Annotated in this window: 22 protein-coding genes; 10 read left to right on the forward strand and 12 right to left on the reverse strand. The window is 27.3% G+C overall.

From position 1 onward, the window contains the following. Positions 1 to 27 precede the first annotated feature (27 nt). From Q0J90_RS08500 to Q0J90_RS08515, 4 genes are all read left to right on the forward strand, one after another. Positions 28 to 876: a transporter substrate-binding domain-containing protein gene (locus Q0J90_RS08500; protein WP_297277493.1), complete on the forward strand. Its 849-nt coding sequence runs from the start codon at positions 28 to 30 to the stop codon at positions 874 to 876. A gap of 21 nt (positions 877 to 897) precedes the next feature. After that, positions 898 to 1752 carry a transporter substrate-binding domain-containing protein gene (locus Q0J90_RS08505; protein WP_297277494.1) on the forward strand — a complete coding sequence of 285 codons (855 nt, stop codon included), beginning with the start codon at positions 898 to 900 and terminating at the stop codon, positions 1750 to 1752. 142 nt (positions 1753 to 1894) lie between these two features. After that, positions 1895 to 2563 carry an amino acid ABC transporter permease gene (locus Q0J90_RS08510; RefSeq protein ID WP_297277495.1) on the forward strand — a complete coding sequence of 223 codons (669 nt, stop codon included), beginning with the start codon at positions 1895 to 1897 and terminating at the stop codon, positions 2561 to 2563. A gap of 13 nt (positions 2564 to 2576) precedes the next feature. Next, the gene (locus Q0J90_RS08515) at positions 2577 to 3314 is read left to right on the forward strand and encodes an amino acid ABC transporter ATP-binding protein (RefSeq protein WP_297277496.1); all 738 of its coding nucleotides are present in this window, start codon (positions 2577 to 2579) and stop codon (positions 3312 to 3314) included. Between the two features lie 61 nt (positions 3315 to 3375). Here Q0J90_RS08515 and selD read toward each other — a convergent pair whose 3' ends face one another. The 4 genes from selD to rplU form a co-directional block, all read right to left on the reverse strand. Continuing rightward, positions 3376 to 4443, reverse strand: a complete 1068-nt coding sequence (gene selD / locus Q0J90_RS08520) for a selenide, water dikinase SelD (protein ID WP_297277497.1) — start codon at positions 4441 to 4443, stop codon at positions 3376 to 3378. Between the two features lie 134 nt (positions 4444 to 4577). Continuing rightward, on the reverse strand, positions 4578 to 4832 hold the full coding sequence (gene rpmA / locus Q0J90_RS08525; protein ID WP_028329233.1) for a 50S ribosomal protein L27: 255 nt from the start codon (positions 4830 to 4832) through the stop codon (positions 4578 to 4580). Next, positions 4822 to 5178 (reverse strand): ribosomal-processing cysteine protease Prp, encoded by a 357-nt coding sequence (locus tag Q0J90_RS08530; RefSeq protein WP_297277498.1) that lies wholly within the window; start codon positions 5176 to 5178, stop codon positions 4822 to 4824. Before Q0J90_RS08530 ends, rpmA begins: the two co-directional genes overlap by 11 nt. Beyond that, positions 5178 to 5489 (reverse strand): 50S ribosomal protein L21, encoded by a 312-nt coding sequence (gene rplU, locus Q0J90_RS08535; protein WP_028329231.1) that lies wholly within the window; start codon positions 5487 to 5489, stop codon positions 5178 to 5180. The genes Q0J90_RS08530 and rplU overlap by 1 nt, the downstream gene beginning before the upstream one ends. Before the next feature lie 199 nt (positions 5490 to 5688). Here rplU and Q0J90_RS08540 point away from each other — a divergent pair, with 199 nt between their 5' ends. Beyond that, entirely contained in the window at positions 5689 to 7161 is a 1473-nt protein-coding gene (locus tag Q0J90_RS08540; RefSeq protein ID WP_297277499.1) for a hypothetical protein, read from the forward strand. On the opposite strand, the gene Q0J90_RS08545 is transcribed toward Q0J90_RS08540, so the two are convergent. From Q0J90_RS08545 to Q0J90_RS08560, 4 genes are all read right to left on the reverse strand, one after another. Next, a complete protein-coding gene (locus Q0J90_RS08545) occupies positions 7158 to 8147 on the reverse strand; it encodes a FecR family protein (RefSeq protein ID WP_297277500.1) in 990 nt (329 codons plus the stop codon). The two genes, Q0J90_RS08540 and Q0J90_RS08545, sit on opposite strands and share 4 nt — an antisense overlap. Positions 8148 to 8229: 82 nt before the next feature. Next, entirely contained in the window at positions 8230 to 8850 is a 621-nt protein-coding gene (locus Q0J90_RS08550) for a 4'-phosphopantetheinyl transferase superfamily protein (RefSeq protein WP_297277501.1), read from the reverse strand. Positions 8851 to 8853: 3 nt separating this feature from the next. Beyond that, a complete protein-coding gene (locus Q0J90_RS08555; RefSeq protein ID WP_297277517.1) occupies positions 8854 to 9939 on the reverse strand; it encodes a toxic anion resistance protein in 1086 nt (361 codons plus the stop codon). Between the two features lie 102 nt (positions 9940 to 10041). Continuing rightward, positions 10042 to 10578, reverse strand: a complete 537-nt coding sequence (locus tag Q0J90_RS08560) for a 5-bromo-4-chloroindolyl phosphate hydrolysis family protein (protein WP_297277502.1) — start codon at positions 10576 to 10578, stop codon at positions 10042 to 10044. Positions 10579 to 10739: 161 nt separating this feature from the next. Between Q0J90_RS08560 and Q0J90_RS08565 the strand changes: the two genes are divergently transcribed. Next, positions 10740 to 11249 (forward strand): nitroreductase family protein, encoded by a 510-nt coding sequence (locus tag Q0J90_RS08565; protein ID WP_297277503.1) that lies wholly within the window; start codon positions 10740 to 10742, stop codon positions 11247 to 11249. Positions 11250 to 11311: 62 nt separating this feature from the next. Then, positions 11312 to 11866: a DUF2271 domain-containing protein gene (locus Q0J90_RS08570; RefSeq protein ID WP_297277504.1), complete on the forward strand. Its 555-nt coding sequence runs from the start codon at positions 11312 to 11314 to the stop codon at positions 11864 to 11866. A gap of 64 nt (positions 11867 to 11930) precedes the next feature. Here Q0J90_RS08570 and Q0J90_RS08575 read toward each other — a convergent pair whose 3' ends face one another. The 3 genes from Q0J90_RS08575 to Q0J90_RS08585 form a co-directional block, all read right to left on the reverse strand. After that, positions 11931 to 12812, reverse strand: a complete 882-nt coding sequence (locus tag Q0J90_RS08575) for a hypothetical protein (protein ID WP_297277505.1) — start codon at positions 12810 to 12812, stop codon at positions 11931 to 11933. A 74-nt stretch (positions 12813 to 12886) separates the two neighbouring features. Next, entirely contained in the window at positions 12887 to 13816 is a 930-nt protein-coding gene (locus Q0J90_RS08580; protein ID WP_297277506.1) for a sigma-70 family RNA polymerase sigma factor, read from the reverse strand. 106 nt (positions 13817 to 13922) lie between these two features. Beyond that, positions 13923 to 15362 (reverse strand): hypothetical protein, encoded by a 1440-nt coding sequence (locus Q0J90_RS08585; RefSeq protein WP_297277507.1) that lies wholly within the window; start codon positions 15360 to 15362, stop codon positions 13923 to 13925. Between the two features lie 167 nt (positions 15363 to 15529). On the opposite strand from Q0J90_RS08585, the gene Q0J90_RS08590 reads away from it, so the two are divergent. Beyond that, positions 15530 to 15979 (forward strand): PepSY-like domain-containing protein, encoded by a 450-nt coding sequence (locus Q0J90_RS08590; protein ID WP_297277508.1) that lies wholly within the window; start codon positions 15530 to 15532, stop codon positions 15977 to 15979. 13 nt (positions 15980 to 15992) lie between these two features. Next, the gene (locus Q0J90_RS08595; protein WP_297277509.1) at positions 15993 to 16418 is read left to right on the forward strand and encodes a PepSY-like domain-containing protein; all 426 of its coding nucleotides are present in this window, start codon (positions 15993 to 15995) and stop codon (positions 16416 to 16418) included. Between the two features lie 106 nt (positions 16419 to 16524). Here Q0J90_RS08595 and secA read toward each other — a convergent pair whose 3' ends face one another. Then, positions 16525 to 19473 carry a preprotein translocase subunit SecA gene (gene secA / locus Q0J90_RS08600; protein WP_297277510.1) on the reverse strand — a complete coding sequence of 983 codons (2949 nt, stop codon included), beginning with the start codon at positions 19471 to 19473 and terminating at the stop codon, positions 16525 to 16527. A 408-nt stretch (positions 19474 to 19881) separates the two neighbouring features. Between secA and Q0J90_RS08605 the strand changes: the two genes are divergently transcribed. Next, on the forward strand, positions 19882 to 20742 hold the full coding sequence (locus Q0J90_RS08605) for a DMT family transporter (protein WP_297277511.1): 861 nt from the start codon (positions 19882 to 19884) through the stop codon (positions 20740 to 20742). Positions 20743 to 20868 lie beyond the last annotated feature (126 nt).

Below are 20868 nucleotides of genomic sequence, written 5' to 3' on the forward strand. Positions count from 1 at the left end.
ACATTACAAATATTTAAGGAAGTAAAAATGAATAAAATATCAAAAATTTTAATTACAGCTATAACTGTTATTTCAATAATATCATGCTCAAATAATAACAAAACTGACAACACTGCTATTTCAGAAAATACTTCTGGAGTAATTAGAGTTGCTACTCCGGGTAAACATCCTCTATTTAGTTATCCAAATAATGAAGGAAAACTAGAAGGATATGATATAGACATATGGGAAGAGATAGGAAGACGTTTAAACAAAAAAATAGAATGGACTCAAATTGCGCTGGATGGGGCTTTTGGTTCATTAGACACAGATAAAGTAGATAGTGTAACTCAGCAAATTAGTATAACGCCAGCTAGAATGGAAAAGTATTATTTTGCAGAACCATACTTTCTAAGCCCTTATAAATTATGTGTTGCAGGAACAAATAACTCAATCAATAGTTTAAAAGATATGGAAGGTAAAAAATTAGGAATCCCTTTAGGCGACTCTGCCCATGAATTCATAAAAGTTTTAGACCCGGATGGAAAAATAGAGGTTGTATCATATTCTTCAGAATCTAGTGCTACTAGTCCAAATAATGTAGCTTCTGGAAAAATAGATGCATATACAGAAGCTGTAATCATCTTCGATAAAAAGAAAGAAAGTTCTGGAAAAGATATAAAAATGGTTGGAGATGTAATATTTACAGAAGTTAATGCTTTTCCATTTAGAAAAGATGAAGCTGGTAAAAAATTATGCGATGAAGTCAGCAAAGTTATAGTAGAAATGAGAGAAGACGGCACATTAGAAAAACTAGCCGTTAAATGGTTTGGATACAATCCTATGGAAGGATTAGACGCTAAAACTGAATTAGAAAAATTTTTAAATACTTTATAAAAAATAAAAAAGGAGAAAAAAATGAAAAAGTTATTAAGTTCATTAATTATTGTTTGCATGATTATAGCTTCATGCTCAAACAACAATCAGGCAGCATCTGAAGGCAAAACTGCTGTTATTAGAGTTGCAACACCAGGTATGCATCCGTTATTCAGCAGAGCAAATGCTGAGGGACAATTAGAAGGATATGATATTGATGTTTGGGAAGAAATAGGAAGACGTTTAGGTAAAAAGATAGAATGGACTCAAGTTGCTATGGAAGGAGCTTTTGGTTCTTTAGAATCTGGAAAAGTTGATACTGTTACTCAGCAAATCAGTATTACACCTGTAAGATTAGAAAAATACATATTTTCTGAACCATATTTTTTAAGTCCGTATAGATTTTATGTTGCAGGTACTAATGATTCTATAACAAAACTTGAAGATTTATTCGGTAAAAAATTGGGACTTCAAACAGGTACTTCATCACATGAAAATATAAAAGCATTGGACCCTGAAAGTAAAATAGAAATAGTTTCATTCAGTCCTGATACTGTTGCTACAATACCTAATAATGTTGTTAATGGAAAAATATCTGCTTCTACTACTGCAGTTATAATATTCCCTAACTTACAAGAAAGCACAGGTTTAGATATCAAAATGGTTGGAGATGTAATATTTACAGAAGTTAATGCTTTTCCATTTAGAAAAGATGAAGCTGGTCAGAAATTACGAGATGAAGTCAGCAAAGTTATAATAGAAATGAGAGAAGACGGAACATTAGAAAAATTAGCTGTTAAATGGTTTGGATATAATCCTATGGAAGGCTTAGATGCTAATGAAGCTTTAGCTAAACTTATGGAACAATATGAACAGCAAGGTTTATTAAAAAAATAATTATATCATTATTTTTTAGGCATTATAAAAATGGTTAAATTACAAATTTAACCATTTTGCCGTTTTTTGCTAAGACTATATTACCTGTTATATGGATTTAGTTAAAGTTATTGAATACAAAATAATTAAGAGGTTAAATTAAATGGCAAATTTTAAGTTTGATTACTTTTTATCGGTTTTCCCTAAATTATTACAATATTTGCCCATTACTTGTCAAGTTGCTTTATTGGCTTTATTGTTTTCGCTTATATTGGGATTAATAATAGCATTGATGCTTCAATATAGAATTCCTGTATTGTTTCAGATAGCAAATGTTTATGTATCTTTTTTCAGAGCTACACCTTTTATTGCTCAATTATTTTTATTTTACTATGGATTTGCCCAATTCAGTAAATTAATAAGCAATATGTCGGCATTCAGTGCTTTGATTGTAGTTTTAAGTTTAAATTATGCTTCATTCATGTCTCAGGATATTAGGGCTGCAATAAATTCTGTAGATAAAGGACAGTTTGAAGCGGGACTTTCTATAGGTATGAGATCTCTTGATGTTCTAAAAAGAATAGTAATACCTCAGGCTGCAAGGGTTGCTGTTCCAGGACTCTCAAACAGCTTTATAAACATATTCAAATCAACATCTATGGGTTTTGTTATAGGATTAAAAGACATGATGGCCGGAGCAAGTATAGAAATAAGTGTAACATACAGATATATGGAAGCATATGCAGCAGCAGTTATTATATACTGGGCATTAATATCAATATTCACATACATACAAGGCATTTTAGAGAAAAAATTGAACAGAGCTTATTAAAAGGAGACTCACAATGATTGAAGTAAAAGATCTTAAAAAGAGCTTTGGTACTTTGGATATATTAAAAGGAATAAGTTTTAAAATACAATACGGAGAAGTATTAACTTTAATAGGACCTTCAGGTACAGGAAAATCAACGCTTCTTAGATGTATAAATTTTTTAGAAAAACCTAATAATGGCATAATAACCATAGGAGATTTAACACTTGATACACAAAAAGCAACTAGAAATGAAATATATGCTTTAAGAAAAAAAACTTCTATGGTATTTCAAAATTATAATCTATTTAAAAATAAAACGGCTTTAGAAAATATTATGGAACCTATGGTTACAGTGCAAAAAATGGATATAAAAAAAGCAAAAGAAGAGGCATTACATATTATAGAAACTGTAGGATTATTCAATAAAAAAGATGAATATCCGTCAAGACTTTCCGGAGGACAGCAGCAGAGAGTTGGTATAGGAAGAGCTATGGCAGTACATCCGGATGTTATTTTACTTGATGAACCTACTTCTTCTTTGGATCCTGAACTTGTAGGAGAAGTATTAAATGTAATTAAAGACCTTGCACAAAAACATACAACAATGCTTATAACAACACATGAAATGCAGTTTGCAAAAAATGTTTCAAATAAAGTAATATTCATGGCCGACGGATACATTGTAGAAGAAGGTACTCCTAATGATATATTCAATAATCCTCAAAATGAAAGGTTAAAAACATTTTTAAGAAAAATAAATGAAAGATAAGATATATAATTAAAATAAAAAGGAGCTAGATTTTAGCTCCTTTTTTATTATCATAAATACATTATTTTATTAGATGCAGAAATTCTTTTTCCTTTTTATTTACTTTTCCTACTATAGAAGCACAGTCTATGCCTTCTCTCCACAAATCTGCTAATATATTTTCAGCATTATTTTTATCCGCACAAATGAATAATCCTCCGGCTGTTTGAGGATCAAATGAAAGCATTTTTAAATTATAATCAACATCATCATCAACTAATATATTATCTCCAACATAACGCATATTAGTAAATGCAGCTCCCGGTATACATCCCATATCTAAAACTTCATAAGATTTATTAAACATAGGCAAAGCAGAAGAATTAATTTCTATACTTACATTGCTTGCTAAAGCCATTTTATAAGCATGTCCCATAAGTCCGAAACCTGTTATATCTGTGGCACATTTTACATTATATTTATTCATAACAGCACAGGCTTTTTTATTCAATGTTTTCATAGATTCAAAAACATCCTCTATATCGCTATCTTTTATAAGCCCCTGTCTCATAGCAGCCAAACAAGAACCTGTACCCAAAGGCTTAGTAAGTATTATAATGTCTCCATCTTTAGCAGCAGAATTAGTTGTTATTTTATTAGGATTAGCAAAACCAATAACAGCCATTCCATATTTAACTGTAGCATCTGTTATAGTATGTCCTCCTACTACTAAAACACCAGCCTCTGTAGCTTTATCCTGACCGCCTTTTAATATATTGGCAAGTATATTTAAAGAATCATCTTTAGGAAACATAGTAATATTCAAAGCTAATTTAGGTTCTCCTCCCATAGCATAAATATCACTTATAGAATTGCATGCAGCTATTTGCCCAAAACCATAAGGGTCTGCTATAACCGGAGGAAAATAATCAACAGTGAATATCAAAGCATTATCATCTGATATCCTATAAACACCTGCATCATCGCCTATATCAACATCTGACAATAAATTAGAATCGACTTTAGTCTGCATTATTGGAGCTAAAGTTTTTTCAAGTAAATCCGGCGGTATTTTAGCAGAGCATCCGCCCTCTAAAGCACATGATAATAATTCAATTTGTTCTTCCTTATTATTTGTAATTTTGTCCATAAAAAACACCTATAATTTATTTTGTAATTTAGAAATAATATATTAATAAATAAAAAATTCAAATACTTTATAAAAAAATACCCTAACTACAGTTATATATAGTTAGGATACAAAATATACATTAAATAATAAAATTATTCAGCAACTACACTGATAGCTTTCTTTCCAAATTTGTTAGTATGAAATTTTACATAACCAGAAGCAGTAGCAAATATAGTATGATCACGGCCTATATCTACATTTCTTCCAGCATGGAATTTAGTACCGCGTTGTCTTACTATGATATTACCAGCTATAACTTTTTGTCCGCCGTAAACTTTAACACCTAAACGTTTTGATTGACTATCGCGTCCATTCTTAGAACTTCCGCCGCCTTTTTTATGTGCCATTTTTATACTCCTCTTTATATTTTATAAAATCAGGATACTCTTTTATCAAAGATTTTATACCTATTAAATATCCATTACTAACTATTTTATATTCTTCTTTTTTTATGTTTTCAAGTTTATCAATATTAATAAGTTCAAAATTTAGAAAACCATCTTTTATATTGCAACTTAAAAACTTTTTTCCTACTATACTAACTAATGCTTTATACATAGCCTGTGACAAAGCACTTAAAGCTATACAAACCTCATACCCTTCACCAGATTTTTTTATTCCAGCATGTCCGCTAATTGTAATACATTCTATAATATGTTCGCTATTATAGATTATATTTACAAATGAAGACATTAAAGAGAAATATCTTCTATAGTGATTTTATGGTATTTATGTCTATGTCCTGTTTTTCTTCTATAGTCTTTTCTTCTTTTATGTTTTCCTATTACAACTTTATCGCCTTTCATCATTTCAACTATTTTAGAACTAACTTTAACTCCTGCAACATAAGGTGTTCCAACCATAACACTTTCATCATCTTTTTTAAGAAGAAGTGTTTTTATTTCTGGAGCTTCTTTTGCATCATCTCCTAAATATTCTACTAAAATATCCTGACCTTTTTCTACCTTATATTGTTTGCCTTTTACTTCTACTATTGCATACATGGTTGTTTATCTCCAATTTATATATATGTTTTTATATTTTATACTACACTATGAGTAATTAATACTACTATATTTAAACATTTTTGTCAAGTAAAAAAATAAAAAACTCTTATCTTAGTAATTAATAAATTCTTATATTTAATAATAGATTTTTATAAAAAAATATAATATAATATTAGCAAATAATTGAGGCTAATAAATGAAGAAAAAATTATTAGAAGAAATTGAAAAACTTCACAAAAATAATAACCATGAAAAAATTATACAAATTATATACTCTATAAATGAAAATGAAAGAGATTATCATATTATATCATTACTTGCAAGAGCATTAAATAATATTCATAACTATGATGAAGCATTGAATAATTTAATGTATATAAGAGAAGAAGCAATTGATGATCCTTTATGGTATTTTAGAACAGGATATGCATATTATTATAATGAAAATAAAGAAACAGCTAAACCATATTTAAAAAAAACTTTGGAATTATTAGAAAAACAAAATATTGAAAATAACGAATTATCTGAAGATGCTGAAAGATTATACAAATTATGTTTTGAGGATGAAGATAATAATATTCCATTTACAGAAAGAGTTGATATGTTCTGGAAATGGTTTGATGAGAATGAAAATGAAATATCTAAAATGATTGAAAATCAAGATAATGAGTTAATAAATTTTATACATAATGGTATAAAAATAATATCTGATAACATATCTTTTAATATTAACAAAAATTATGAATTTATATTTACTATTGACGGAAAAAACTATTTATTTTATTTAATACCAAGAATAATATCTGCAATGCCTGAAAAATTTTATGAGAAATGGACTTTTCTGCCATGTATTCCAAGCTCTAATGGTAATGATTTTTCTATTCAAATAAATAATAGTAATATAAATATAAGCGATATTCTAATAAAAATAGAATTTGATGAAGAAAATGATAAATTTGACTTAATATTTTATAATGATGAACTTAGAGGTTTGGATACAGAAGAAGCATACAATATATTTTTATTAATGATGGAAAATTCTATTGGAGAGGTATTATCAAAAGTATATATAAGATATGTTGATATTAGTGATAGAAAATTAAAAAACATGATACCTCTTACAGAATTAGAAAAATATATAAATAAAACATTAATTTTTTATAGAAAAGAATTAGTAACAGAACCAATAGATCAATATTTTTCATATACATTTGAACCAAAAGATATAGAACTTCCAAGATATGATATAATAACAGGAACCACATCATACTATGAAACTATTAATGATTATTATAATAGTATTGTAGATGATATAGTTGCTGTATCTCAATGCGGTGCCAGAACTATATTTTTAACTTATAGCTATGAAGATAATAATGATAATGAAATAAAAAGGGAAATACTTAACGAGAGATACGAAATTCAATATAGATTAGAAAAAGAGGTGCTTGTGGAAAAAGAAAGCGGGGAATGTATAGGTATTGTACTTGGAGGAGCTATGGGAATATATAATATTTACATAGATTTAATAGTGTATAATGAAAAAGAATTTATAAAAAGAGCAAAACTTCTCCTTGCTGAATATGATAGAAATTTCTATATATCAAAACTAAGAAAATATGCTGATGTAAGAAACATATTTGACTATTATACAGATGAAAAGATTTAATCTGATATTGAACTAGCCATTCTTTCATCAAATTTCTTTTTTATTCTATCAAATTTATCTCTGCTTCTATTTATTTTAGAATTCATTTTACTTATAGCTCTCTGATTAGCCATATATAAACTTAAAGATCTTCTAGCATAAGGTACCATTTCACGCTTTTTCTCTTCATCTAAATTAATAAGCTTAATTATTGTATTATAATAACCTTCATTAGCAGCAAGCATTCTATACTGCTTCATCTCCATACTGTTAATGGCTTTTTCACCATCTTCTATATTAACAGGAGATACAAAATTATATCCATCATCATAGGAAACATTCTCTAAAGCCGTTAATAAATTTTCAACGGTGTATATATAATCCTGACGCGAATTTTCTTCTCCCCTATTAAGAAACACAACAGGATCACTGTCCGAATTTTGCTTTACAATCCTAGATTTATCATCTATTGTATTAATATATGCTTCTTTAGGATTTAAAACAGATTCATCTTTATCAGTAAATACATCTACATTGCCTTCCGAAAGCACAACTATTGTAGAACCATCTTCTGCAAATGCAACCTCAAATTGAGTGCCTTTAACTACAGATGAAGTATTTGCTGTATGCACTTCTACTGAAGAACCTAAATCTTTAATAATATTAACCTTAATATATCCTTCAAGCAAAGATAAAGATATTCTAGTATCATCTTTATATAAAGGAGGATTAACTAATAATATAGTATTTTGAGGAACTGTAATATCCCCTATTTTCTCACCTCTCCTATTAAGACTAATCTCTACCTGACTATTGCTTGTTGTTCTTAATCTATATTCTTTATGTATTTCGCTTCCTCTAAAAGCTTTTAAAGATTTATTTATATCTGTTTTTTCTATGAAAGCTAATCCTGATATACCTGTAATCTTAAAAGATATATCTTGGGCAAATAAACTGCTAAATGATAAAGCAAGTATTATGAGTAAAAATGATATTCTATTTACCATAAAATACCTCCTTTGATAAATCATATAAATCTATCTGTATTAATTTTATATAGAGCAAATAAAAAAGTCAATACTTTTAAATTTATATGTAAATATCTATATTCGGTAAATAAGGATAAGAAAATAAAAGATTTAAATTAAAATCATTTAATTTTAACACAATATCATCTTCTTTACTGTCTTTCATATCATAACATAAACTTATAATATAAGAATCATCAAGTATAAATGAAGAAAAAAATAGATTATTTGATTTTCTTATAACACGTTCTATTAAATCAATTTCTATAGAATTTTTTATATCAAATATTGTTTTACCAAGCATTTTTATATACGCTTCTTTAAGAGTCCATATAGTAAAAAAATCTATTTCCAACTTTAAAGAACTTTCTAAATATTTATATTCACTTTCATAAAAATATTCTTTAGCAATGGATAAATAATCTCTATCTATTATCTTTTCTGCATCTATTCCAACATCAGCTTCATCGCTCATAATAACAGCAAATAAATCAGAAGAATGAGTACCGTTAAAATATAAATTATTATGATTTTTAAAATAAGGCTTACCTTTTTCCCTATCTATAATTAAATCACTTTTACCATAACGGTTTTCGGCCATATTAAGAATCATATCTTCTAATATTTTTCTAGATAATGCTCTATCATTATTTTCATTAAAAGTATATTCTAAATGCATCATAAATTATTTTTTAGCAATATTAAGTATTTTAGCCTTAAGTTCATTCTCTATATTTTTTAACTCAGCCTCAGCAGCTCTTCTCTTTTCTCTTCCTTCTGTTTGAATTCTAATAACTTCATCTAAAGTAGAAATAAGCTGTTCATTAGTATATTTTAATGTTTCAATGTCTACAATTCCTCTTTCAGACTCTTTAGCTGTTTCTATAGTAGAAGTTTTAAGCATATCGGCATTCTTTCTTAATAATTCGTTTGTAGTATCAGTAACAGCTCTTTGTGCTTTTGCTGCTTCAGTAGAATGATGAAGACCTATAGCAAGCACCATTTGATTTTTCCAAAGCGGTATTGTATTTGCTATAGTAGACTGTATTTTCTCTGTCATTATAACATTATTATTTTGAACTAAACGTATTTGAGGTATAGTCTGTACAGATATAGTTCTTGTAAGCTCCAAATCATGTATTCTCTTTTCAAATCTATTAGCTAAATCTTTTAAATCTTTTGCTAATTGTACATCCTGAGCAGAATTACTTGTCATAGCTTTAGCTTCCAATGCTGGTATTTCATTAGACATTAAAGCATTAAGTTTTTTCTTTCCTGCTTCTATATATATTTCTAATTCTTTTAAATATTCTAAATTATAATTATACATTTGATCTAATATACTAATATCTTTAAGCAAATTTCTCTGATGTCCTTCCAAAACCTTTACTATATTATCAATATTAGCTTCTACATTTGTATATTTAGTTTTTAATTTTGATATGTTATTTCCTGCTTTTTTAAATAAGCCAAATAATCCTTTTCCTTTAGTTTCATTTTCTATATTAAAACCTTTAAGCTCAGTTACTACATTAGTAATAGCTTCTCCAACCTCTCCTAAATCTTTATTCATAACATTGCTCAAAGTATTTTCAGAAAATTGAATCATTTTATTCTGTGCTGCTGCCCCATAAGACATTACAGAAACAGAATCTTTTAAATCTATAGAATTTGATAATTCATTTATTTTATTTAAATCTTCAGGTGAAAATTTTTCAGATACAGCATTTTGCAATGATACGCTTAAATTCTGAGGCTGTGCATTATACATTATCTGCTGATTATAGCTTTGTCCTACAATCTCAGGTGTCACTTCATTAGTATTATTATTTTCTAAATTATTATTCTCCATAAAAATTCCTCCTATTCTTTATTATAATCCGTCTTTTTCAAGCATATTTTTTAATACATCTATATCGCTGTTTATATCTATTAACTTATTTTGAGTCATCTCAACAAGCATATTTTCTAAAGCTTTATTAAGTTTTATTATAACATCTTCTATTTCTAAAGCTGTTTTTTCCATATTTTCATTCTTTACTGGAAAATTACAAAAATCTAAATAAGAATTTAACATCTTTATTGCTGTAGGAAGATGATACTCATTAATCTTTTCAAGCTTCTTCTCGCCTTCTTTATTAACTTTAGAATAACTAACCATTTCTTTTAATACTTTTATCATGTCTTTTAAAGCAGGCGTCAATTCTGCATCATCTATCTTCTGTGAAAAATCTGATATTTTTTCTATATTTTTTTCAGTTTCTAATATTACTAAACTATATTTATTAGAATAAGTTTCAGATTTCTGAGTATTAGAATTAATTGAAGAACAGTCATCTTCTCTTGGAAAATTCCTTTGAACATTCATTCTCAGTCTTTCAAAAATAAAATCATCTTCATCTTTTAACATTCATAAACACCCTTAGTTTTTTATGTACAATATTATAAATAAATTATCATATTATTGCAATATATTTTAATACATAACAATAATATAATTACACTTTTTAATTTATTATGATATAATAAAAAATGCAAAATATAAAAAATATTTTTTAGGGAGGACAATAAATGAACGAAGATATTCTATTTTCAAGAAGAAGTATTAGAAAATATATTAAAGGCAAAGAAGTTGAAGATGAAAAGGTTGAATATATTTTAAAAGCTGCAATGTATGCCCCTTCTGCCAACAATAAAAGAAATTGGGAATTTATAGTAGTAAAAAATAGAGATACATTAAATAAAATAATGGATGTTCATCCTTACGCTAAAATGCTTGAAACTGCATCTATGGCTGTAGTGGTATGCGGAGATTTATCTGATGAATCAGGAAAACTATATTGGCAGCAAAACTGTTCTGCAGCTTTAGAAAACATGATGCTTGCCGCAAAAGCTAAAGATTTAGGTACTGTATGGCTTGGTGTTGCTCCGCGTGAAGAGAGAATGAATGCAATTATCAAATTATTTAATTTGCCTGACAATATTAAACCTTTGGGAATAGTTGTTGTAGGATATCCGGATGGAGAACCTACTGCACCGGAAAGATTTGAGCCAAACAAAATACATTATGAAAAATTTTAAATATAAAATATTATGATAAAAATAAAAACATCTATTAAATTTATATTAATAGGAGTTTATTAATGAAAAAACTAATTATTATAGCATTTATAATTTTTGCAGTATCTTATGTAAATGAGAACTATGCTCAAAACAGTTCCAAAAAGGTTAATATAAGTTTTGATTATACAAAAAGAGACGGATATTCAAGCAATCAAATAGCTGTATGGGCAGAAGATGATAAAGGAAAATATATAACAACTATATATATTACAGACTTTACAGGCAGAAGAGAAGGATGGACTTATAGAAAACAATCATTAAATAATTGGCAGAAAAAAGCTAATGCTGCAAATATGGATAAAAAACTTATAGATGCTGTATCAAAACCTACCCCAAAACAAGGAAAAGTAAATATAGTTTGGGATTGTAAAGATTCTAATGGAAAATTACTAAAAGATGGAATATACAAAATTGTTGTAGAAGCTACAATATATAGAGATAATAATGTATTATATACTTCAACTATAAACATAGGAAATAATGCCAATTCACAAAAAGCTGATGCAAAATATTCTAAAGCAGAAGCTAAAAGTATGGATATAATAAAGAATGTTAACGTTAGCTTTATACCTTAATATTTTTTTTGCAAATAAAAAGCCCTAATATTTTTATTAGGGCTTAATTTTACTTATAAAAATATTATCTTAATGTTATTACATAATTCCACTGAGGAAGAGGATATCTTCCAGTTTTTCCAACTGACATACCATTAGCATCAGTAATTTCTGCTTCAGCATATAATAAATATCTTCCTTTTGGTAAATAATTTCCGCTAGCAGAAGTTCTTCCAGCAAAGTAGAACTGAGTTTGTGCCTGTCCGTCCAATACATATATTTTTGGCAAATAGAATACTAAATCTCTGCTTAATATATTGTAATTGTTGTCTACTCTTCTTGCATAAACTCTTATTTTAGCAAATCTTCCTTCTACAGGAGATTTAACTGCCAATGTTATTAAAACAGGATTAGTTCTAGTTGCTACAAATCTATCATTATAATTTATAATAAATGAACTTATTCTAACACTTTGATTAGTATCCATACCGTTAGTCATATCAATCATCATGCCATCATTAGGTGTAAGAGTATTAGAAGAAGTTACCAAAACTGTATTATCTGTATTATAAGTATATGCAGAACTTTTACTATTATTTGGTGTAGAAACAGAAGGAGGCAAATCTGGTATATCATTAGTATTAACTTCATACAATCCGCTGTCTGATAAATTTATAGAAGAGTCATTGCTGAATGACATTTCATCTTGGTTTGTATCAGGAGTTATTGTATTATTAGTTGCTAAAAAGTCTTTTTCCTCAGGTGTTATATTATCGCCAAATATATCATCTGTAGTTAAAGGATCTTCTTCCATCATACTGTTAGTATCAGTATTTCCAAAATCTAATATCGGTATATTTCTGCTTCCTAATATGCTTTTTGCAATAAAGAATCCTGCTACTAAAATAACAAGAATTATTACTATTATTATAATTGGTTTTAATTTTGCTTTCATTTCATTAGACATTATTTCCCCCCATAGAGTAAGATATATGTTAACTTGTCGGATAAAATGAAAATAGTTTTATGAAAAAATATAGATTAGTCCCATAAAAAACTTTTTAGTTCTTTAGAAAGACTCAAACCTTCCAATTTTTTTAAGGCTTTTATTTGAATTTGTCTTACTCTTTCTCTTGTAATATTTAATTCTTTTCCAGTATCTTCTAAAGTTTTGGCTTCTTTACCATAAAGTCCGTATCTTGATATAATAACAGTTCTTTCTTTTTCATCTAAGCATTTTAAAGCTTCTGTCAAAGTTTCTCTTAAGCTATCCATAAATGCTTTCTGATGAGGGGAAGGAAAATTCTTATCTTCTATAACTGAAGTCATATCATTATTATCAGAATTCTTAAAAAATGAATCTACACTTGCAGTATCTTGAGTGAATATCATAATATAGGAAAGCGTTTTTCTATCAATTTTCATCTCTTTGGCTATCTCATCTATGCTTGGTTCTCTTCCCAACTGCTGAGTTAATAACTTAGAAGTTTGTATGCTCTTTTTTATCAATCTAGCTATATGCATTGGAAAACGTATTATATGTCTCTTACTTGATATCTCTTTAACTATACTTTGTTTTATCCACCAAACACCATAAGTAGAGAATTTAAATCCTTTTTTGTATTCAAATCTTTTAACTGCCTCTATAAGTCCTATATTACCTTCATCTATAATATCAATAAAAGACACTCCGCTATTATAATATCTTTTTGCTATACTGATAACTAATCTTAAATTTGATTTAACAAGTTTATGCTGTATTGAATCTATTTCTTTTTCTATCTCTAATAATTCTTTTTGAGAATTTTCATCATTACAATCTAATAATAATGATTTTTTATCTCTGCAAGCTTCAAGACGCTGCCATAAATCTAATTCTTCTTCTTTACTGAGTCTTCTTATTTCACCTATTTGCTTTAAATATACGCTAACAGGTCCTTTATACTCTTGATTAATGTCTTTTTTTAACAATTATACTGCCTTTATTACTAGAAAACATAAAACTTTATTATAGGATATAAGATTTTTATAAATTGTCAAGTAATATATTATTAATTTAATACCTATCTAAAAAATATTATAAAGGACAATCAACAACTGAAATATTCTTTATATTTTCTATATATTTTATAAAAATAGAAAAAATTATAGGATCTATTTTTATTTTATTATCCAAGAAATTTTCATACATAAAGCTTAAAATTTTATTATCTATACTGCCTTTAATTTCATCTTTAGAAAAATCTCTATATAATACATCATAAGTATCAATAATTTCCAATACCTTAGCAGGAAAATATGACAAAGCAGATAAATTATCTATATCATTAGGATCATAAGTAAGTATATTTTCTATATTATTATACTGCTTATTTGCCATCTGCTTATTATAAATATTGCTGAATATTCCATATCCATTTCCATAATATTCATGATGAAGACCAACCGTAGTGTAGGTATATTCATTTTGAGCCATACAGTACTTAAGCAAATTGAAACCTAAAATAGCATGCACATCTCCATCATTGTTCTTAACAATAGGAAGATTAGGCAATATATCTACAAGAGCTATATCATGCCAAAATGCTGCTCTAGCATAATATTTTATCTCGTTCTGCTCTATTTTTCTAAATCCTACTTTAGATATATCTTCAATTCTATCAGCTTTTGTCAATAAATTATATTTATTTCCAATTTCATAAAAAAATGTATAAAATTTCTTTTTATAATCCACTCTTAATTTAGATGCTATACCTCTGGATATTTCATCATTATAAAAATGCAGAAATTCAACCATCATAATAAACACTCTGTTGCTATGGCTTATTATGTTATCATCCATAAAAGGAGTAAGTTTATTAAAAATAAGAGGTTCTGCATATTCTTTATCTAATATTGAAACTATTGTACCTATTATATCAGCAAATATTAAATCATCTTTTTTAACATTTTGATAGTTTTTTAAATCAGATATATTGTTTTGTTTTATATAATTTAAATGATATATAAGATTCAATCTTTCTATAATACCAATATCCGTTAATATACTTCCTATCAATTTGGCTAATTCTAAATCTATTTTAGGATGATTAGTATACATTTTTAATTTATTGAACGAATCTTTTAAATAATCTATTCTTTCTCTATGTCTTATAGATATTAAATCCTCGAAATGTTTATTATAATACTCTTTATCTAATTCAAATTGGCAGTTCTTATATACTCTATAAAATATATTTTTATCATGTATATCTGCATGCTGCTTATTTAAATCTATTGTTTCTTTTGAACCTATAATCGTAATTAATGATTTATCAACATAAATTTTACATTTTTTTATATATTCACTTTCCATCAATGGAGAAAGAATTTTTTCTATTTCAGAAAAAGGTACAAAACTTAGTATCCCATTTTCATTTATAATTATAATATCTAATTCTTTATCTACTATAATATTGATATATTTTTTTATTTGATTTAGATCAGCTTCTATATATTTTTTCAAATCTATTATCATTATTACATCCATAAAAAAATTATAGGCTATTTATATTTTATATTATTTTGAATTAATTACTAGATTATTTTTATTTTTTTGAAAAATTATTTTATTGATATTTATATAAAATTTTGTTATATTTTATATATAAATAATATAGATATATTAACTTTACATAATAATTTATGAATAAAAGATTGAAAATATTAATAATTTTTATATCATTTGCTTTTTTATATGAAGCTTTATTTTCTTATTATGATGAAGGAATAAATTATTTAACAGTAGATAATTTACCTATACAATCTATAAATTTTATAAGGGATTATTTTGATACTCAGGATATAATTAGAATAGAGGAATTAAATGAATTTTACAGAGTATTTTTTAATAACGGTATAATCATACATTTTAATTCAAATGGATTATGGCAGGAAGTTGATGGAAATGCCTCTCCTATACCTACAAGTTTTATTAATGAAAATGTTTTAAACACTGTAAGGAATACAAATCCAAATTCAAGCATTATCAAAATAAAAAAAAGATGGAATATGTATGTGATTAGTTTAGATAACCATATAAATGTTTTTATTGATTTTGCAGGAATGCTCATAGGTCAAAAGGTTCCGGATTAATTTAAGAGGTTTTATGAATAAAAAAATAATAATTTTGTTCTTATTTTTATCAGTTTCCATACTTTACTCTGATGAAATGTATGTATCCCCAGACCAGCTTCCAGCACCAATATTGCAATTTATAAATTTACATTTTAAAGGCTCTCAAATTATGTATGCGGAAATGGATAGAAAAAGTTATGAAATAGCATTAGATAATGGAGTGGAAATGGAATTTTTTAGAAATGGAGAATTAAAAGAAATAGAAGGGAATTATATAGCATTGCCATTAAATATACTTCCGCAATCTGTAGCAAATACAGTTTCAAGAACTTATCCTAATAATGTAGTAACAAAAATAAAAAAGAAGTGGAATCTTTACGAAGTCAAACTTAATAATATGATGGAGCTTTATATAGATATCAATGGTCAGCTTTTAGGCCAAAAATTTGATGACTAAATAATACTAGACATACTGCAAAACTAATAAATATTTATAGCATTTCTAATATAAAATTAAATCAAGTAGTTTTACAGTAAGTCTATTTATTATTCTTTATTAATTATTAGGCAGCTCCTGCATTATCCTTACCATGACAATGTTTATATTTTTTACCGCTTCCGCAAGGACAAGGATCATTTCTTCCTATTTTCTGAGTCATTTTAACATTAGGCTGAGAAATTCTAGGTTTATTTTCTGCATCATGATTATTTTCATTATTCATTGCACTTACACTGCCTTTTTCTTCAACCCCTCCGTCAAAAGCACTCTCTCTATTAATGCTGTCAAATGAGTTAGGAACTATTCTTACTCTCATTATCAAGTTTACAAGTTCATTATGTATTACATTCATAGTTGCCATGAACATTTTATAACCTTCAAGTTTATACTCTGTAAGAGGGTTTTTCTCAGCATATCCTCTAAGTCCTATACCTTCTCTTAAACTATCCATAGCAAATAAGTGATCCTTCCATCTGTTATCTATTATAGAAAGGAATATATTTTTCTCTACTTCTCTAAATATTTTTTCATCTATTTCAGATGCTTTTTTTCTATATGCTTCTAATAAAAGCTTTGTAAGATTCTTTATTGTATTATCAACACCGCCTTCTACAGCTTTATTTGCGGCATCCTCATCTATACCTATTAAATAAATATTTAGCCATTTTGTAACTTCCAAAGCATCAACATGTTTTTTATTATCTGATATATCTTTGATAGTTTCTTCTGCAACTTCAGATATAATTTCTTCTACTCTAGGAGATATATCATCAGAGTAAAGTATATAATCTCTCTCACCATAAACGGCCATACGCTGCTGATTCATAACATCATCATACTCAAGCAAATGCTTTCTTATATCAAAGTTTCTTCCTTCAACTTTTCTCTGAGCATTTTCTATTGATTTATTAAGCCATTTATGTCCTAGCTCTTCTTCTTCACCCATTCCCATAGCAAGCATCATTTTCGAAACTCTTTCACCGCCGAATAAACGCATTAAATCATCTTCAAGAGACAAGAAAAATACGCTAAGTCCAGGGTCTCCCTGTCTTCCGCTTCTTCCTCTAAGCTGATTATCAATACGTCTTGCCTCATGCCTTTCACTTCCTATAACATGCAAACCGCCGGCAGCAATTACTTTTTCTTTATCTATTTTAGATTTTTCATTTATTTGAACTATTCTATCTATTTTTTCTATCATTTCATCAGCGTTATTCTGTTGAGCCAATTCTTTAGCTTCTTCTATTTTACCAGCAATAACATTTCTAACAAAAGCTTCTTTATAAAGGTCTATTGATTTAACTTTTTTTGTTAATTCTTCTTTTTTATAAGGATCTCTCTCTTTAAAAGCCTTATCTTTCATAAGTACGAGTATCTGTTCTATTTCAGCAACACCTTTAGCAACAGGGTTTCCTCCAAGTACAATATCCGTACCGCGTCCTGCCATGTTTGTAGCAAGCGTAACAGCTCCAGGTTCTCCTGCCTGTGCTATTATTGCCGCCTCTCTTGAGTGGTTTTTAGCATTCAAAACTTCATGATTAATTTTATGTCTTTTGAATACCTTTGAAAGTTCTTCGTTCATTTCCACAGATACTGTACCTACAAGGGCAGGTTTTCCGGCATCCTGAAGTTCTTTAATATATTTAGCTAATGCTTCAAATTTAGCCTTTCTAGTTCTGTATATTCTGTCTGATAAATCTTGTCTTGCTATAGGTCTGTTTGTAGGTATAACAGCAACATCCAATTTGTATATTTTATAGAATTCTTCAGCCTCTGTTTCAGCAGTACCTGTCATACCAGAAAGTTTAGGATACATTCTAAAATAGTTCTGGAATGTAATTGTAGCATAAGTTTGAGATTCATTTTGTATAGCAACTTTTTCTTTAGCTTCTATAGCTTGGTGAAGTCCGTCGCTGTAGCGTCTTCCTTCAAGTACACGACCTGTAAATTCATCTACTATTAAAACTTCTCCGTCTGTAACCATATAATCAACATCGCGTTTGAATACTTTATGTGCTTTTAATGCCTGATTAACATGGTGAACTATTGTACTGCTTTGAGCACCGTATAAGTTCTCAACATTAAGGAGTTTTTCTACTTTATGTACGCCTTCTTCTGTAAGATATACATTTTTATCTTTTTCATCAAGTACATAATCACCAGTACCTGCAACTTCACGCATTCTTTCATCTACTTCTGCCTGTTTAAGCATAGGTATGATTCTGTCAATTTCATAATACATTTTTATATTTTTTTCTGCAGGTCCTGATATAATAAGAGGAGTTCTTGCTTCGTCTATCAAAATACTGTCAACCTCATCAACTATGGCAAAGTAGAATTTTCTCTGAACTTTGTCCTCTTTTCTAGTTACCATATTATCTCTTAAATAGTCAAAACCAAACTCATTATTAGTACCATAAATAACATCGCAATTATAAACCTCTCTTCTTTCTAATGAATGAGGTCTTGTATTATCAAGTATTCCGACACTTATACCAAGCATAGAGTATATAGGAGTCATCCATTCAGCGTCCCTTTTAGCAAGGTAATCGTTTACTGTTACAACATGCACTCCTAAACCTGTTAAAGCATTAAGATAAACTGCAAGTGTAGCAACAAGTGTTTTACCTTCGCCTGTTTTCATCTCAGCAATTCTTCCCTGATGAAGTACAGCTCCTCCCATAACCTGAACATCAAAATGTCTCATACCTGTAGTTCTTATACTAGCTTCACGCACAACTGCAAATGCTTCCGGAAGTATCGCATCCAATATATCCTGAAGTTTTTTCTTGTTTTCATCTTTACTTAAGTCTAATTCTTCTGTTTTACACCCTATATGCTTTTCTACTCTTTCTCTGAATTCTTTTGTTTTATTAGTTAATTCTTCATTGCTTAATTTTTTTATCTCTTCTTCAAATGATAATGTTTTCTCTGCTATAGGTTTTAATATTTTAGCGTCATTTTGTTCTTTAGAGCCGAATATTAATTTAAATACTAAGTCCATTGCACTCATTATTCATAAACTCCTTAAAATCATAAAGTAAAATAAGAATAATTTTTTAAAAATTCATTAAAATAAAAATATTGTATATTAAAACTTAATAATAACATAAAATGTAAATATAATAAAGTAGCATATACTCTTTTTTATAAAATCATAAAATACTACAACAATAAAATAATTAAATATTATATATATTATTTTATTGAATTTATAGTAATTTTACATATACCATATCAGCAGGATCATATATGTTAAATAATTGATAATAAAAAGATTGATTTATTAAAAATAATGATATATATTATATAATCATAATTATTTTAGGGTTATTATATGCAATGATAATTTTCTTTTCCCAATTTGTTTAAATTTAACTCTAATTTTTTATTCTAAATACATATTTTATAGAGGACAACAATGCTTCATGTTTTATTAGTTATAATAGGTTCTGTAGCATACGGTTTTTTACCTATTTTTGTTAAAAATATTATACCATACAATTATTCTTCATTATCTATAGTTTTTTATAGATATTTAATAACAGCAATTTTTTTATTTTTTATAATAATCATAACAAAAAGAAGCTTTAAAATAACAAAAAGACAATTTGTAGAATTATTAATATTCAGTATAATAGGACTTGGACTTACATTTTTCTTTTTATCGCAGGCATTATTGTATATATCGGCAGGACTTACAAATATGATACATTTCGGATATCCTGTAGTTGTTTTACTTATAATGATATTTATGTATAAAGAAAAAATTAATATATTAAAAGTACTTTCAATGATTTTTGCCATTGCAGGTATAGTTCTTCTTACTCAAATAGTTGAAGTAGGATCATTCTTAGGTGTAATATATGCTTTAATAACAACAATCACTTATGGTGTATATATTGTAGCTAATAAAAAATGCAGCTTTTCTAATTTAGATACTTTAGTTTCACTTTTTTATATGTCATTAATGGTTTCAGTAATATTTTTTATAGCAGGAATATTCACTAATAGCTTGCAGCCTTTAAATAATCTTTATGTTTTTTATAATTTTGCTTTAATATCTCTAATATGTACAATATTTTCACTTGGACTATTACTTTATGGTGTAAAAAAATTAGGTTCTTCGCTTGCATCCATACTTAATATGTTTGAACCGACTACTACAGTTATAGCATCTATATTTATATATAAAGAACCATTAACTATAAATATTGCTATTGGATCTGTTTTGATAATATTATCTACTATAATAATGGTTATAGGAAGTAAAAAAGCATAGTTTATTTATTTTATATATATTATTAGAAAATATTAATTAATGTAGTATTTGTTTATTTATTGACTACATTATATAAAATACTTAGAGGTAAAAATTTTGTACAAATAAATAACAAAAATATATATA

This window comes from uncultured Brachyspira sp. (assembly GCF_944390595.1).
Classification (GTDB): domain Bacteria; phylum Spirochaetota; class Brachyspiria; order Brachyspirales; family Brachyspiraceae; genus Brachyspira.

Coding starts and splice junctions, on each gene's coding strand:
- Q0J90_RS08530 (WP_297277498.1), bottom strand. CDS start 5,178: ATGTCTTCATTTGTAAATATAATCTATAATAGCGAACATATTATAGAA.
- Q0J90_RS08505 (WP_297277494.1), top strand. CDS start 898: ATGAAAAAGTTATTAAGTTCATTAATTATTGTTTGCATGATTATAGCT.
- selD (WP_297277497.1), bottom strand. CDS start 4,443: ATGGACAAAATTACAAATAATAAGGAAGAACAAATTGAATTATTATCA.
- Q0J90_RS08510 (WP_297277495.1), top strand. CDS start 1,895: ATGGCAAATTTTAAGTTTGATTACTTTTTATCGGTTTTCCCTAAATTA.
- Q0J90_RS08565 (WP_297277503.1), top strand. CDS start 10,740: ATGAACGAAGATATTCTATTTTCAAGAAGAAGTATTAGAAAATATATT.
- Q0J90_RS08545 (WP_297277500.1), bottom strand. CDS start 8,147: ATGGTAAATAGAATATCATTTTTACTCATAATACTTGCTTTATCATTT.
- Q0J90_RS08590 (WP_297277508.1), top strand. CDS start 15,530: ATGAATAAAAGATTGAAAATATTAATAATTTTTATATCATTTGCTTTT.
- Q0J90_RS08605 (WP_297277511.1), top strand. CDS start 19,882: ATGCTTCATGTTTTATTAGTTATAATAGGTTCTGTAGCATACGGTTTT.
- Q0J90_RS08570 (WP_297277504.1), top strand. CDS start 11,312: ATGAAAAAACTAATTATTATAGCATTTATAATTTTTGCAGTATCTTAT.
- Q0J90_RS08540 (WP_297277499.1), top strand. CDS start 5,689: ATGAAGAAAAAATTATTAGAAGAAATTGAAAAACTTCACAAAAATAAT.
- Q0J90_RS08555 (WP_297277517.1), bottom strand. CDS start 9,939: ATGTATAATGCACAGCCTCAGAATTTAAGCGTATCATTGCAAAATGCT.
- Q0J90_RS08595 (WP_297277509.1), top strand. CDS start 15,993: ATGAATAAAAAAATAATAATTTTGTTCTTATTTTTATCAGTTTCCATA.
- rplU (WP_028329231.1), bottom strand. CDS start 5,489: ATGTATGCAATAGTAGAAGTAAAAGGCAAACAATATAAGGTAGAAAAA.
- secA (WP_297277510.1), bottom strand. CDS start 19,473: ATGAGTGCAATGGACTTAGTATTTAAATTAATATTCGGCTCTAAAGAA.
- Q0J90_RS08550 (WP_297277501.1), bottom strand. CDS start 8,850: ATGATGCATTTAGAATATACTTTTAATGAAAATAATGATAGAGCATTA.
- rpmA (WP_028329233.1), bottom strand. CDS start 4,832: ATGGCACATAAAAAAGGCGGCGGAAGTTCTAAGAATGGACGCGATAGT.
- Q0J90_RS08575 (WP_297277505.1), bottom strand. CDS start 12,812: ATGTCTAATGAAATGAAAGCAAAATTAAAACCAATTATAATAATAGTA.
- Q0J90_RS08560 (WP_297277502.1), bottom strand. CDS start 10,578: ATGTTAAAAGATGAAGATGATTTTATTTTTGAAAGACTGAGAATGAAT.
- Q0J90_RS08500 (WP_297277493.1), top strand. CDS start 28: ATGAATAAAATATCAAAAATTTTAATTACAGCTATAACTGTTATTTCA.
- Q0J90_RS08515 (WP_297277496.1), top strand. CDS start 2,577: ATGATTGAAGTAAAAGATCTTAAAAAGAGCTTTGGTACTTTGGATATA.
- Q0J90_RS08585 (WP_297277507.1), bottom strand. CDS start 15,362: ATGATAATAGATTTGAAAAAATATATAGAAGCTGATCTAAATCAAATA.